The organism is Streptomyces sp. 5-10, assembly GCF_014712245.1.
GTDB classification, from domain to species: Bacteria; Actinomycetota; Actinomycetes; order Streptomycetales; family Streptomycetaceae; genus Streptomyces; species Streptomyces violaceusniger.
Genome location: NZ_JACVYG010000105.1, coordinates 1 through 13,517, shown reverse-complemented (window position 1 = coordinate 13,517; position 13,517 = coordinate 1). Strand labels below are relative to the sequence as shown.

The window sequence follows — 13,517 nt, the reverse complement described above, 5'->3', positions numbered from 1 at the left end:
CGGCCACCGCGGACCACACATCCGCGGACGGCGGGCCGGGCGAGGGCCCGGTGGCAGCCGGTGTGGCGTCGGGCGCCGGGGACGCCGTGGCGCCGCGCCGGGCGGCCGGGGCGTCGGTTGCGGCCGGGTGCGGCCTGGCGGTGATCTGTGTGCTGGGGAGCAACAGCGGTGCCGGAGCCGGGGGTTCGGCGTCCCGCTCTACGTCCTCGTACGGTGTGGGCTCGGCGCGTACGACGGTGTGCCGGTCGGTTCTGACCTCGCGCTCGTGCCGGACCACCTCCTGGTAGCGGTCGGCCACCGGTGGCGGGGCCACCCGGGCAGGCGTCGGCTCCTCCGGCAGCGGCGGCTCCCCCCGCAGCGCCTCGATGCGCTCGTACGGGCCCGGCAACCGCGGCCGTACCCGGACCGGGCGGTCGCCGGCGCCGCCGCCCGCCGCCGACCCGGGCACGGGGACGGGCGCGGGGACGGGGGCGTGCCGGGCGAGCAGCCGGTCGAAGTAATCAGCCATCTGCGCACAGCTCCAGGTAGTAACGGCGCCGCAGCGGGCTGAGCGCCAGGATCTGAGGCTCGCTCCAGCCGTATGCGGTGGCGAGCAGGTGGACATCGAGGAGCAGGTCCCGTGCCCAGTGGTCGAGTTCGGCCCAGAGGTAGGAGGCGATGTCCAGCTCGGCCCGGGTGGCCTCGCCGCATTCGGGGCAGGCGACGTTGAGCGTCACATCGGCCGCCGGGTCGGCGCGTTCGGCGGCCTCGGCGAGCCGCCGCTGCACCGGCTCCGGCAGTTCGGCCGCGGGGAGGCGGTCGACGGGGACGGGTTGTCCCGAACGGTGCGCGGAGACGATGCAGCGGGCGAGCAGGGCCCGGCGGGCGCGGGCGGCGGCGGTGGGCTCTCGCTCGGCCTCGCCGCCGTGCGAGTCCGAGGCCGCGTCCCCGTACGCGCCCGAGTCCGCGCCGACGCCCACGTTCCCGTCCGCGTCCACCCCCACGTCCGCGTTCACGTCCACGCCCGCGTACGCGCCCACGTCCGCTTTCGCGGCCACGTGCCCGCCCGCTGCGGCCGCCGCCTGCGCGGCGGCCTCCAGGTCGGCGACGGTGGGCAGCCGGAACTCGACCGTCCACTCGCCCTCCTCCACCCGGAGCGGGCCCTCCTGCTCCCCCGGGCGCACGCCCAGGTCGCGTGCGTCGAGGTCGAACTCCATGGCCTCGCCGCACGCACCGCACTCGGCCCGGATCTGCATCCGCTCGCCGAAGAGCGCGCGCCGCAGGGCGTACAGATCCGCCTCGCGCTCGCCCACCGGCAGCGACAGCAGTTCGTCCGCCGCGGTCTCCGGGCGGGCCGCCCGGTGCAGCAGCAGGGCGCGGCCGGGGCCGTGGTGCGCCAGCCCCGCCTCCCAGATGGCCAGCAGCTCCGCAGGCCCCGTGTTCCCCATCTCTCAGGCCGTCCGCTCCCCGTACCGTGCCGATCCCCGTACCCGTGGCCGTCGCCATCGCGTCGCGATGACCGCCGCCGCCCTCGCGATGGCGGCGGCCGCCGGGCCGCCGTCGCCGCGCCACAGCCGTAGCCGCAGCCACAGCCGCGCCACAGCCCTGAACGTCCCGCGGCCGCTCCCGTCCCCGTCCCCGCCTACGCGGCCCCGCCTACGCGGGATGCGTGAACGAGGGCTCTTCCGGCTCCGGCACCTCGTAGTCCCGCTCCCAGCCCTCGCACTCCAGCTTCAGGCTCTGGATCGCGACCGCGTTGGCGTTGGCGTCCAGTTCGCCGAGCACCTGGTACTCGCTCGGCCAGGTCCGGTAGAGCTTGTGCGAGACCGCCACCTGGCCCGCCTCGTTGAGGACCTGGATGACGATGTCCTTGCGGAAGTCGGCGAGCGAGACCTCGGCGCCGAGCCCCGCGCCGACCTGCCAGACCTTGTTGGCCCAGCGGTCGAACTCGGGGTCGTGGGTGACACCGCGCTCCAGGGTGATCCCCTCGAACTCGGACCGGCCCGGGGACTTGCGGGGTGAGCTGGGGTCGCCGCCGTTGCGGTGCTTGACGACCTCGGTGGTGCGCTTGAGCGGACTGATCTTGCTGATGCCCGCGACCGTACGACCGTCCCAGAGGACCAGAAACTTGAAGTTCTTGTACGGGTCGAAGCGATGGGCGTTGACCTGGAACTCAGCCATCACATTCCTAAATCTCGAACTGTCCGGCCATCTGCTGGATCTTGACGATCACGAACTCCGCGGGCTTGACCGGCGCAATACCGACCACGACATTCACGATGCCGTTGGCGATGTCCTCGTCCGTCGTGGTGTCCTTGTCGCACTTGACGAAGTACGCCTGCCGCGGAGTGCCGCCCTTGAACGCGCCCTTCTCGAACAGCGTGTGGAGATAGCCGGAGGCGTTCAGCCGGATCTGCTGCCACAACTGCTCCGTATTGGGTTCGAAAACGACCCATTGCAGCCCGCGGCGCAGGCTCTCCTCGATATGCAGCGCCAGCCGCCGTACCGGGACGTACTTCCATTCGCTGCTCTGCGCGTCGGCGCCGCGCAGCGTGCGGGCGCCCCAGACCAGCGGGCCCACCACCGGGAAGGTGCGCAGGCAGTTGATGCCCAGCGGGTTGAGCAGCCCGTTCTCGCGGTCGGTCAGCTGGACGGCGAGTGAGTACACCCCGGCCAGCCGGGCCTCGGTCCCGGCCGGTGCCTTCCACACGCCGCGCTCGCCGTCCGTACGGGCCATGACGCCCGCGATCGCCCCGGAGGGCGGGAAGGCGCGCAGCCGCCCGGTGAGCGGGTCGGTGAGCCGCAGCTGCGGGAAGTACAGCGCGGCATGGTCGCTGCGGACCGGCTCGAAGGCGCCGATCCCGGCGCGCGCCGCGTCCACGCCGCCCCAGGCCGAGGGCGCGTCCACCAGCAGGAAGATCCGCCGCTCCCGGCACAGCCGGTCGGCCGCGGACAGCACGGTGACCATGTCGCCCACGGACTCGTACCCGGCGAGTTCCGGCAGCGACAGCAGGTTGACGTCCTCGATGTCGCGCAGCGCCTGGAGGCCGGTCTTGTCCGCCTCGCTGCCGACGAGGTCGCGGGGGCCGGGCGGGGCGCCGTCCTCGCCGCCGGACAGCGGGAAGACGGGCGGGTTGACCGATGCCTCCAGGCCCAGGTCATTGGCGCATTCGCCCAGGAAGCGCACCACGTCGTCGGGGTCGATGGAGCCGGCGACGACCTGGAGGCGGCGGCCGAACGCGGTGACCTCGGTGCCCGCGAAGGCGTGCTTGCCGGGGGCGTCGGGCAGCGCGCGCAGCTTGCGCTCCAGGAGCAGGGCCAGCTCGGTGACGTCGCACGGAGCCTCGCCGTCGCAGTCCGGATCGTAGAGGGTGAAAGCGCGCTCCACCTCGCCGATCTTGACCGTCAGCTCGACCTCGAGATCGGGGAGTTCCTCCGCGAACGGCTTGGAGACCGTGCCGGAGGGGTCCGGCCGGCCCTCGCCGACGACCTTGACCCGGATCAGCCCCGACCCGGCGTTGATCACGGTCTCGGCGTGGCGGCCGTGGGCGGGATCCATGGACAGGTTGGTGAAGGACTCGCGGGAGGCGCCCCGGGCGTCGAGCACATGGAGGTTGAAGGTCTCCTCCGGGCACGGGGTGTCGTAGTCGACGGCCAGCCGCAGGCCCGAGCCCCAGTGGCCGGGCTCCTTGGCGTGCACCTCCAGCACGGGGCATTCGCTGTGGCCCTCGGTGGATTCGAGGGTGACGCGGGCGGCCTTGCCGGTCCCGGCCTTGGTCACGCGGACGACGACCGCCACGGTGCCGCCGTTGCCGAAGAACTGGTGCACCGCGTAGCCGACCGCGCTCTGCGAGGTGAGGCCGCCGAAGCGGCGCTCGAAGTCGGCGAAGCTGGTGACGCGGACCGGGGTGTTCAGCGGGCCCCGCCGGGTGTGGCCCACGAACGCGGTCACCGAGGTGGTGACCGAGGCGATGGTACGGACGCTGCTGGGAAGCTCTTCGATGTAGACACCGGGATAGCCCGCGGGCGTCGGCATTCCCCCTCCATTCTCTTCAGCGCATCAAGAGATGAGGAGGGGAAGTGAAGATCACGCGCACGGATTTCCCGCCGCACACACAATTTCTCCTTGCACTTCCCCCGGTCGCACGCCCCCCGCGAAACCGGTATCGCAGAGTTCGGAACGTCGCTTGCGGCTCCTGATGCGTGAGTGCGGTTTGAGTTTCCGTGCCCGGCGTGATTCCGGTCAAGGCGTTGATCCGGTCATCTCCTTCACAGGGAATTCCTAGATCGTTTCGTGCTCTCCACGGAGTTGACCAAGCTATTACCGTGCGCGAACGCTTCCGGCAATTCGTGATCACAAAATCCCGCCCGGTGCGCGCCGACGACGAGAACGAGCCGAAAAGGTGAACGGTTCGGCGCGCCGTTTTGCGCTCCCGCACTTCCGGCGATATCACACCCGCGCCCGCGGACAGCACCCGCTGAGCAGGCGCTTCAGTCGCGCGCGAGCGGGGACGGCGCGAGGATCGCGTGGCCGTCCAGCCAGGCCGGACGGCTGAGCAGCGGGCGGAAGCGGGTGAACAGGGCGAGGAGTTCGGGGCCGCGCCGCTCCCGCAGGACGGGGTCGAGGCGGGCGAGGTCGAGCTCATTGGCGGCCGACAGCTCCGCGAAGTCCCGGAGCAGCCGGGGTTCGGGGGCGTGCGCACGGCCGGTGAAGCGGTCGTGGAAGACCGCTTCGGTGTCGCCGAGCGCCGGGCAGGTGGCCTTCCGGTCGCAGCTCGCGTAGAGGTACACGATGGCTTCGGCCTCCGCGCCGATCACCGCCACGAGTTCGCCGCGACGGCCGAGGGGCAGCAGGGTGACGGGGAAGCCATCGGTTCCGTAGAACGCGTGGCACAGCCCGGCGAGTTGGAGTTCGGGGCGGGCTCCCCAGGCGGCGAGCCGGGCGCGTACGCGCTGGAGGTGGGCGAGGAGGGTGCTGCCGCCGGGGTGGGCGATGTGCGCGGCGCCGAGGCGGCGCAGGAGGGTGACGGCCCGGTCGGCGGCGGCGGGAGGGGGAGCGGCAGGCACAGTCGTGTCCTTTCGGTGCTTGGCAGGTCGGCACCCGTACCGCGCCCCCACCCGGTCCGGATCCTCGTACGGGCGCCGTACGGGTTGCCGCCTGAGCCCTGCGACGATCGTCGCGACCACCGGCCACCCCAGTCAATCCTGGGAATTGCTCGCCAACTCCAAGCTCTACCTTGGAGGTTATGACTCTCGACGATCTGCGGGTGTTCGTGGCCGTGTGCCGGGCCGGCAGCCTCAGCGCCGTGGCCCGGGAGCTGACCTGCACACAGTCGGCGGTGAGCCAGCGGGTGAAGCGGCTGGAGCGCGAGACCGGCGTCAGCCTGCTGGAGCGTCAGGCGCGCGGTGTCGTGCCCACCCCGGCGGGACGCATTCTGTGCGAGGCCGCCGCCGACGGGATCGCCGGGCTCGATCTGGCGCTGCGCCGCCTGGGGGACCTCGTGCACGGGGAGAGCGGTTCGGTGCGGATCACCACCGGCTCCACCACCGTGCGGCACTTCATGGCCGAGGCGATCGTCTCCTTCCGCCGCCGCTATCCGAAGGTGAACTTGGAGTTCGAGACCGAGAGTTCGAGCCGGGGCTGCCTCGGCGCCCTCATCGCCGGCAACCTGGACCTGGCCTGGATCACCCTCGGCGGGCCGGTGCGCGGTGTCGAGCAGCGGCCGGTGGCCGAGCTGCCGTGGGTGCTCGCCCTGCGGGCCGGGGATCCGCTCGCGGCCCGGTCGCGGGTGGAGGTGTCCGACCTCGCCGAGATCCCCCTCGTACGGCTGCCGCCGAACTCCACCTCCGGCGGCCACCTCCACGCGGCGCTGGCCGAGCTGGGCGTACGGGCCGGCTCGGACACCGGCGTCGCCGACTGGGATACGGCCCTGCTGCTGGCCGAACTCGGGTTGGGGCGTGCCGTGGTGCCCGCGCTGCCGGGGCTGCCGGTGCCCGGGGACGACGGGCCGCTGCGGCTCGTCCCGATCCCCGCGCTGCCGCCGCTGCCGGTCGGCTGGGCCGCACGCCGCTGGGACGCCCTCCCGCCGCTGGCCCGGGCCTTCGCGGACACCGTGGCCGGCACCTTGCGCGTCGATGCCCCGCCAGAAGGGCGTTCACCCGAAGGGCGTCGCTCACCCGAAGGGCGCTCAGCACGGCCCCACAAGTGATCATTTTCGGACTTCCCCCGGCAACGGGCCGGGATGGGCCGCCTCGAGGCGGCCCACACTCCTATGCTTCTACATGCATGTAGAAGCGCGGAGGGAGGACGCACGGTGAACGTGCCACCGGCCGCGAAGGTTCCGCGGCGCACGGCCCGCTGTCGACCGACCGCCGTCCTCCGCCGTCCTCCGCCGCACCCGCCCGTAACCCCCACGCACACGCGACAGTACGCACATTGAAGGAGTGGACGCCCCGATGGTGTTCAAACGACTGCTCGGCTCGCTCGGTGTCGGCGGACCCACCGTGGACACGGTGCTGGACCCCGGCCCGGTACACCCCGGCGGACCGCTGACCGGTCAGGTCCATCTCCGGGGTGGCACGGCGGACTTCGAGATCGAGCAGATCACGCTGGAGCTCGTGGCCCGGGTGGAGGACGAGCGCGGCGAGGAGGAGCGGGAGGGGGTCGTCCTCTTCGACCGCTTCACCGTCGGCGGCGGCTTCCGGCTCGCCGAGGGCGAGCACCGCAGCCTCCCGTTCACGGCCCACCTCCCCTGGGAGACACCGATCACCGAGCTGTACGGGCAGCCGCTGGGCATCATCCTCGGCGTCCGCACCGGGCTGGAGATCGCGGGCGCGAAGGACAAGGGCGACCTCGACCAGCTGACCGTGGCCCCGCTGCCGGTGCAGGAGGCCGTTCTGGAGGCGCTGGGACAGCTCGGCTTCGGTTTCAAGTCCGCCGATCTGGAGCTGGGGCATGTGGGCGGCACCGGGCAGCGGCTGCCGTTCTACCAGGAGATCGAGCTCACCCCGGCTCCCCAGTACGCCCACGCCATCAACGAGCTGGAGGTGACCTTCCTGGCGAACCCGGACGGCATGGACGTCGTCCTGGAGGCCGACAAGCGCGGCGGGCTCTTCTCCTCGGGGGAGGACGCCCTCACGCTCTTCACCGTCGGCCACGAGGGCGTCGAGCACCGCGACTGGAACGCCGAGGTCGACGCCTGGATCCGCCAGCTCGTCGAGCGGCGCGCCGCCTATGGCTCGTACGGCTCGCACGACTCGTACGGCGCCCACGGCTCGTACGGCCACGCGGACCACCACCACGACGGGCACCACGACGGCGGGCGGCGCTCCGGCCCGAGCACCGCGGCGGTCGTCGGAGGGGTCGCGGCGGGTGTCGCGGTCGGCGTCGTCGGCGGAATGGTCGCCGCGGAGGTCGTCGACGAGATCGGCGACGCCTTCGAGGACGAGGAGGACGAGGACTGACCGCCTCCCCGGCCCGGTACACCCCGGGCCGGGGAGTCCTTCTCGGCGTTTCGGCCATGGCCCGGTGTGGCCATGGCCCAGGTGCCGCCGTGACCCTGTGCGGCCATGGACCCGATGCGGCCATGGACCCGGTGCGGCCATGGACCCGGTGCGGCCGGGTCCCGACGGCCGTGGTCCCATGAGGCCGGACAGCGCCCCAGGGCCCGCCCAGCCGTCGAGGAGGACGAACGACCATGACCGCCGACCGCCGCCCGGAACCGCCCCACTTCGGCGACGAACGCGAAACCCTGCGCGCCTTCCTCGACTACCAGCGGGCGACGCTCGCCATGAAGTGCGAGGGGCTGACGGACGAGGAGTTGCGGCAGCGGTCGATGCCGCCCTCGACGCTGACGCTGCTGGGCCTGGTGCGGCACATGGCCGAGGTGGAACGGGCCTGGTTCCGGCGGGTGTTCGAGGACAACGACGCGCCGATGGTCTGGTCCCCGGTGATCGACTTCCAGGCGGCGTACGACGTGAGCGAGGCGACCGGAGCCGAGGCGTTCGCGGCCTGGGAGGCGGAGGTCGAGACGTCCCGCCGGATCGAACGGGAGGCGGATTCGCTCGACCTGGCGGGCCATCAGCCCCGGTGGGGCGAGGAGGTGTCGCTGCGGATGGTGCTGGTGCATGTGCTGCTGGAGTACGGGCGCCACAACGGGCACGCGGACTTCCTGCGCGAGGGCGTGGACGGGGTCGTGGGGGCCTGAGCGTTCCGCTGTCGTCCGCCCACCGTCTCTCGCCACGGCCATGGGAGGAACCGCCGAGTGCCCGCCCACCGGCGGCGGGTGGCTCCGGAGGGCTGAGCACGGGGGCTGTAGGGGCACGGGGGCTGTAGGGGCGCGAGGGCTGCGGGGCGCAGGGGCTGCGGGGCGCGAGGGCTGGTTGAGGCGGCCGGGGCTGGGCACTCCGTTGGGGCGCGTGGCCCGATACGACCGTGCCGAACCCCAAAGGACGATCATGAGCGAGCCCAGGACCTCGACATCCCCCCGCATGCTCGGCATCTACCTCAACGACCACCTGGCCGGAGCGACGGCCGGAATGGAGCTGGCCCGCCGGACGGCCCGCGAGCACCGGCAGTCGCCCCTCGGCGGCGACCTGGAGGACGTCGCGGCGCAGATCATGGAGGACCGCGAGGCGCTCCTGACCGTCATGGCCGACCTCGAGGTGCCCGTCCGCCGCTACAAGGTCTACGGGGGCTGGCTGGGCGAGAAGGCCGGGCGGCTGAAGCCCAACGGCCGGCTGCGGCGCCGCTCCGGGCTCAGCACGGTCCTGGAGCTGGAGTCGCTGCGGATCGGAGTGGAGGGCAAGGCGCTGCTGTGGCACGGGCTGCTGGCCGCGGCCGACGAGGACCCCCGGCTGGACCCCGATCGGCTCACCGAGCTGCTGAACCGGGCGCGGCGGCAGCGCGCGACGCTGAGGTCGCTGCACGAGGCCGCGGCCGCCACGATGTTCGGCCCCCGCCGGACGGAGCCGCGGGAGGCGGTGGTAGGAACATGACGCCTCCCACCCCTCCCACCCCTCCCACCCCTCCCACTCCTTCGGCTCCTTCCGCCCCTCCCCCTTCTCCCCCGGACGGCGCCGCCGAGTTCCTCTTCGTCGGCAACGCCACGCTCCTCATCCGCTACGGCACGCTGACGCTGCTCACCGACCCCAACTTCCTGCACCGGGGCCAGTACGCCTATCTGGGCAAGGGGCTGATGTCCCGGCGGCTGACCGAGCCCGCGCGGGCCGTCTCGGAGATCCCGTCCGACCTGGACGCCGTGGTGCTCTCGCATCTGCACGGCGACCACTGGGACCGGGTGGCGCGCCGGCGGCTGGACCGCTCCCTGCCCATCATCACCACCCCGCACGCCTCCCGGCGGCTTCAGGGCATCCATGGGTTCAGCCGGGCGACCGGGCTGCCCACCTGGCACGATCACGTCCTGGTGAACGACCGCGGCCAGGTCCGGATCACCGCACTGCCCGGCAGGCACGCCCCCGGCCGTTGGCAGCGGCTGTTGCCGCCGGTGATGGGGAGCCTGCTGGACTTCGGCGCGCCCGGGGAGCCTCCTCGGCTGCGGGTGTACATCACCGGCGACACGCTGATGTTCCCGGGCGTCCATGAGATCGCCCGGCGCTATCCGGATGTGCATCTGGCGGTGGTCCACCTGGGCGGCACCCGGCTTCCGGGCGGGCTCATCGTGACCATGGACGCGCTCCAGGGGGCCGGTCTGGTCAAGGCCGTACGGCCGGAGCGGGTGCTGCCGGTGCACTACGACGACTACGCCGCCTTCAGCTCCCCGCTCTCCGCCTTCCTGGAGGAGGCCCGGGACCCGGACTTCCCGTCCGAGGTGGTCCACTGCCCCCGTGGGGAACGCGTCACCGTGAACGCGCAGGGGGTGCTCCGGGCGCCGTGACGGCCGCCGACGCTCCGGGCGCCGTGACAGCCGCCGGTGCTCCGGGCGCGCCGTGACGGCCGCCCGTAGTGGACTGGTGGACTGGACTGGCGCCGTCAGGCCGCGCTGGTGGGCGTCTGGTCGTCGCTGCGCAGCAGCCGCAGCCGTTCCAGCAGCTGGGGACGGTGCAGCTCCACGACGCACGCCATCAGGTCCGGATGACGCATCAGCGGCGCGGCCTGCCAGTCGTGCGTGTCGGGCTCGGTGAGCCGCCGGAACTCCCTGGGGGACCCGGCCGCGTGCTCACAGTCGGCGAGCGCCGCCACGGCCTCGGACGCCAGGGTGGAGCAGGTGAGCAGGGCCGCCGCCCAGCTCGCGACGACCTCGTCCACCCAGGTGCGCCAGACACCGTCGGGGCCGCGGATCTCGTACGGCTCCGCGTCCACGAGCCAGTCCAGCCGGTAGGAGCCGCCCGGTCCGGCCATGGTCACCAGGGCGGCGTCGGTGGTGGTCGGGTAGCGCAGCCACGCGGCGACGGTCACGGCCTGTCGCGCCTGCGCCTCCGCGAGCGCCGCGTTCATCGCGCCGTCGGCCGCCGGATAGGCCCTGATCAGCCACTGGGTGGTCGCCGCTATGACGGATGACAGGTCCAGGCACAAACGAAGCCGCTCCTCTTACGCGATAGCTGTCAGCACCGTACCCCTGGGACGGCGGTGTCGAACATGACTTAGGTCACTCTCAACGGCGGCGCGGCGGTCTGGACGGCCGGGCGCGCATCGTATATGGGGCCCGGCTAAGAGGCCCGGCGCATCGGCGTACCGCATAGCGGCCGGGGCGCCGGGTACCTGGTGGCCATGAACGCGCCAGGCCCCGCCGTCGGTGTGGTCGTCGCCACCCGCGACCGCGCCGAAAGACTCGCCACCGCCCTGGAACACCTCACCGCCCTGCCGGAGCGGCCACCGGTCGTGGTCGTGGACAACGGCTCGACGGACCACACCAGGTCCATGGTGGCCGAGCGCTTTCCCCAGGTGCGGGTCCTGGCGCACGGGGCCAACCGCGGCGCGCTGGCCCGCAACGACGGCGTACGCGCCATCGGCACACCCTATGTGGCCTTCAGCGACGACGACTCCTGGTGGCGGCCCGGCGCCCTGGAGCGGGCCGCCACCCTGCTGAACGGCCATCCGCGGCTGGGGCTGCTGGCGGCCCAGGTGCGGGTCGGCCCGGAGGAGCGGCCCGATCCGCTCAACGCCACGCTGGCCGCCTCCCCCGCCGGGCGGGCCGGTGACCTGCCCGGCCCGGAAGTGTTCGGCTTCCTCGCCTGCGGGGCCGTGGTGCGCCGTGGCGCCTTCCTGGAGGCGGGCGGCTTCCACCCGCTGATCTTCTTCGGCGGTGAGGAGACGCTGCTCGCCTATGACCTCGCCGCGATGGGCTGGGGCGTCTCGTACTGCCCCGAGGTGGTCGCCCACCACCATCCGGCCCCCTCGCCGCGCAAGGACCGCACCGCCGTGATGCGGCGCAACGAGCTGATCGGCTGCTGGCTGCGCCGACCGCTGCCGCTCGCCGCCCGGCGCACCGCAGGGCTGCTCACCGAGGCCGGGCGGGACCCGGTGGCGCGGACCGCGCTGCGCGGTCTGCTCGCCCGGCTGCCGGCCGCGCTGTGGCAGCGTCGGCCGCTGCCGCCGTGGACCGAGGAGGCCGCCCGGCGCGTGGACGGGCAGCGGTCGGACGACGAACCCCGCCGGGAGGAGAGGCAGGCCGTCACCCATGACCGATGACCAGGACCAGGGCCGGGACCAGGACCAGGACCAGGACCAGGACCAGTGCCAGGGCAAGGGCAAGGGCCAGGGCGTGGGGGCCGCCGACGGCCGTACGACGGTCGTCATCATCACCCGCGACCGGCGGGACGAGCTGCTGCACACCCTGGACCGGCTGGCCGAACTGCCCGAGCGGCCGCCCGTGATCGTCACCGACAACGGCTCCACGGACGGCACCGCGGAGGCGGTGGCCCGGCTCCATCCGCAGGTGACGCTGTTGCGCCCCGGCCGCAACCTCGGCGCCGTGGGCCGGAACGTGGCCGTACGGCAGGTGCGGACGCCCTACGTCGCCTTCTGCGACGACGACTCCTGGTGGGCGCCGGGATCCCTCGCTGCGGCCGCGGACCTGCTGGACCGCCATCCGGGGCTGGCGTCGGTGACGGCCCGGATCCTCGTCGAGCCCGAGGGCACCGAGGACCCCATCGTGGCGGAGCTGCGCTCCTCGCCGGTGCCGGGCCCGCGGTGGCTGCCGGGCCCGGCGCTGGGCTCCGTCCTCGCCGCGGCGACCTGCATGCGCACGGCCGCCTTCCGCTCGGTGGGCGGGTTCTCGCCCCGGCTGTGGCTCGGCGGCGAGGAGGAACTGCTCGCCGCCGACCTCGCGGCCCTCGGCTGGTGGCTGGTGTTCGCGCCCGGGCCGGTCATCCACCACGCGCCGTCGGACGCCCGCGACGCCACGGCCCGGCGGGTGCGCGGCCTGCGCAACACCTTGTGGTTCACCTGGCAGCGCCGCCCCCTGCCCGCCGCCGCCCGCCGCACCCTCTTCCTGGCCCGTACGGTCCCCCGCGACCGGGCCAGCCTGAAGGCCTTCGCCCAGGCCCTGGCAGGCCTGCCCGGCACACTCGCGCACCGATCCGTGGTCCCGGCCCGGGTCGAGCGAGGGCTGCGCCTGCTGGACGAGACGCAGCGGGTGTCGATGGCGCGGCGCTATGTGGGGTGACCGTGGGGCCCGGGCGCGTAGGGGCCCGGCCCGCGCGGGTGACGGTGGCGGATCGGGGCTGGCACCAGTAAGGGTCTGAGGACCTCCGAGGCCCGTGCCCACGCAAGTGACGTCGGGGGCGGGTGTCCCGGCAACGGACAACGGCGACCGTGACGGTGATGGGCTCGGGGGCGGCGGTCCGGTTTCGGCCCCGGCGCACCGAGCCGTAGACCCCGCCCGGGTCGAGCGCGGGCTGCGACTACTGCACGAGACCCAGCGGGTGTCCCCCGTAAGGACAGCCCGACGAAGCCCGGGTCCGCGCCGGTGACGGCGGCGGGGCCCGTGGCGGTGTCACGGGCGGGGGCACCTGGCCGAGCGTCGCCCACCGCTCGGTGAACGTCTTACGGGCGCATGCACAGAGCCGGTGGTGGGCTCGTGGCCAGGAGCCTAGGTGCGGGGTCAGCCTTCGGCGCCGGTGAGTGTGGGCCGCGCGGGGCGGGGGGCGGGCTCCGGGAGCCGGGTGAGGGCCTCCAGGACCTCCGGCACCGTGATCCGCAACAGGCGCTGGTCCGGGATGTTTCCGTGGGCGTCACCCGGGCGCGCTGCGTCGTCGTCCGGGTGCCAGAGCGCCCGGTGGAGCGGGCCGGGCGGCGGGCCCCACAACCGGGGGGCCACCGGGCCGAAGAGGACGACGGACGGTGTGCCCACGGCGGTCGCCAGATGCGCCAGCCCTGTGTCGCCGACGACCACCGCTCGCGCCTGGGCGACCAGGGCGGCCAGTTCGGCGAACGGCGGGTCGGTGTCGCCGCCCAGCACGGCCGACCCGGGCAGCCCGGCGCGCCGCGCCACGTCATGGGCCAGCCCCGCCTCCCCGGCGCCGGCGGTGATGACGACCCGGTGGCCGGCGGCGCGCAGCGCGGCGCCCACGGCCGC

Annotated in this window: 13 protein-coding genes and 1 pseudogene; 7 read left to right on the top strand and 7 right to left on the bottom strand. The window is 73.6% G+C overall.

Going from position 1 to position 13,517, the window contains the following annotated elements:
• From IEJ02_RS46675 to IEJ02_RS46655, 5 genes and pseudogenes are all read right to left on the bottom strand, one after another.
• Positions 1-508 (bottom strand): annotated as a pseudogene (locus tag IEJ02_RS46675) (hypothetical protein); the annotation flags it as partial.
• The gene (locus IEJ02_RS46670; RefSeq protein ID WP_191070337.1) at positions 501-1,427 is read right to left on the bottom strand and encodes a T4 family baseplate hub assembly chaperone; all 927 of its coding nucleotides are present in this window, start codon (positions 1,425-1,427) and stop codon (positions 501-503) included. The pseudogene IEJ02_RS46675 and the gene IEJ02_RS46670, both read right to left, overlap by 8 nt.
• A 208-nt stretch (positions 1,428-1,635) precedes the next feature.
• Entirely contained in the window at positions 1,636-2,160 is a 525-nt protein-coding gene (locus IEJ02_RS46665; protein WP_014058531.1) for a phage tail protein, read from the bottom strand.
• 7 nt (positions 2,161-2,167) lie between these two features.
• Entirely contained in the window at positions 2,168-4,015 is a 1,848-nt protein-coding gene (locus IEJ02_RS46660) for a phage tail sheath family protein (RefSeq protein WP_191070336.1), read from the bottom strand.
• A 455-nt stretch (positions 4,016-4,470) separates the two neighbouring features.
• A complete protein-coding gene (locus IEJ02_RS46655) occupies positions 4,471-5,046 on the bottom strand; it encodes a DUF6817 domain-containing protein (RefSeq protein ID WP_191070335.1) in 576 nt (191 codons plus the stop codon).
• Between the two features lie 179 nt (positions 5,047-5,225).
• Here IEJ02_RS46655 and IEJ02_RS46650 point away from each other — a divergent pair, with 179 nt between their 5' ends.
• From IEJ02_RS46650 to IEJ02_RS46630, 5 genes are all read left to right on the top strand, one after another.
• Positions 5,226-6,188: a LysR family transcriptional regulator gene (locus IEJ02_RS46650; RefSeq protein ID WP_191070334.1), complete on the top strand. Its 963-nt coding sequence runs from the start codon at positions 5,226-5,228 to the stop codon at positions 6,186-6,188.
• A 247-nt stretch (positions 6,189-6,435) separates the two neighbouring features.
• Entirely contained in the window at positions 6,436-7,443 is a 1,008-nt protein-coding gene (locus IEJ02_RS46645; protein ID WP_191070333.1) for a sporulation protein, read from the top strand.
• Positions 7,444-7,676: 233 nt separating this feature from the next.
• Positions 7,677-8,186 (top strand): DinB family protein, encoded by a 510-nt coding sequence (locus tag IEJ02_RS46640; RefSeq protein WP_191070332.1) that lies wholly within the window; start codon positions 7,677-7,679, stop codon positions 8,184-8,186.
• 250 nt (positions 8,187-8,436) lie between these two features.
• The gene (locus IEJ02_RS46635; protein ID WP_191070331.1) at positions 8,437-8,976 is read left to right on the top strand and encodes a hypothetical protein; all 540 of its coding nucleotides are present in this window, start codon (positions 8,437-8,439) and stop codon (positions 8,974-8,976) included.
• Positions 8,973-9,875, top strand: coding sequence for an MBL fold metallo-hydrolase (locus tag IEJ02_RS46630; protein WP_223865562.1), 903 nt, complete (start codon positions 8,973-8,975; stop codon positions 9,873-9,875). Before IEJ02_RS46635 ends, IEJ02_RS46630 begins: the two co-directional genes overlap by 4 nt.
• A gap of 95 nt (positions 9,876-9,970) precedes the next feature.
• Here the strand turns inward: IEJ02_RS46630 and IEJ02_RS46625 are convergent, their stop codons facing one another.
• Positions 9,971-10,513 carry a hypothetical protein gene (locus IEJ02_RS46625; RefSeq protein WP_191070330.1) on the bottom strand — a complete coding sequence of 181 codons (543 nt, stop codon included), beginning with the start codon at positions 10,511-10,513 and terminating at the stop codon, positions 9,971-9,973.
• Positions 10,514-10,708: 195 nt separating this feature from the next.
• On the opposite strand from IEJ02_RS46625, the gene IEJ02_RS46620 reads away from it, so the two are divergent.
• Entirely contained in the window at positions 10,709-11,629 is a 921-nt protein-coding gene (locus IEJ02_RS46620; protein WP_191070329.1) for a glycosyltransferase family 2 protein, read from the top strand.
• Positions 11,619-12,605, top strand: coding sequence for a glycosyltransferase family 2 protein (locus IEJ02_RS46615; RefSeq protein ID WP_191070328.1), 987 nt, complete (start codon positions 11,619-11,621; stop codon positions 12,603-12,605). The genes IEJ02_RS46620 and IEJ02_RS46615 overlap by 11 nt, the downstream gene beginning before the upstream one ends.
• Positions 12,606-13,043: 438 nt before the next feature.
• Here IEJ02_RS46615 and IEJ02_RS46610 read toward each other — a convergent pair.
• The coding region (locus tag IEJ02_RS46610) for a glycosyltransferase family 9 protein (protein WP_317986097.1) at positions 13,044-13,517 on the bottom strand (474 nt) is incomplete at its 5' end.

Coding starts and splice junctions, on each gene's coding strand:
- IEJ02_RS46615 (WP_191070328.1), top strand. CDS start 11,619: ATGACCGATGACCAGGACCAGGGCCGGGACCAGGACCAGGACCAGGAC.
- IEJ02_RS46630 (WP_223865562.1), top strand. CDS start 8,973: ATGACGCCTCCCACCCCTCCCACCCCTCCCACCCCTCCCACTCCTTCG.
- IEJ02_RS46660 (WP_191070336.1), bottom strand. CDS start 4,015: ATGCCGACGCCCGCGGGCTATCCCGGTGTCTACATCGAAGAGCTTCCC.
- IEJ02_RS46670 (WP_191070337.1), bottom strand. CDS start 1,427: ATGGGGAACACGGGGCCTGCGGAGCTGCTGGCCATCTGGGAGGCGGGG.
- IEJ02_RS46620 (WP_191070329.1), top strand. CDS start 10,709: ATGAACGCGCCAGGCCCCGCCGTCGGTGTGGTCGTCGCCACCCGCGAC.
- IEJ02_RS46645 (WP_191070333.1), top strand. CDS start 6,436: ATGGTGTTCAAACGACTGCTCGGCTCGCTCGGTGTCGGCGGACCCACC.
- IEJ02_RS46635 (WP_191070331.1), top strand. CDS start 8,437: ATGAGCGAGCCCAGGACCTCGACATCCCCCCGCATGCTCGGCATCTAC.
- IEJ02_RS46640 (WP_191070332.1), top strand. CDS start 7,677: ATGACCGCCGACCGCCGCCCGGAACCGCCCCACTTCGGCGACGAACGC.
- IEJ02_RS46650 (WP_191070334.1), top strand. CDS start 5,226: ATGACTCTCGACGATCTGCGGGTGTTCGTGGCCGTGTGCCGGGCCGGC.
- IEJ02_RS46665 (WP_014058531.1), bottom strand. CDS start 2,160: ATGGCTGAGTTCCAGGTCAACGCCCATCGCTTCGACCCGTACAAGAAC.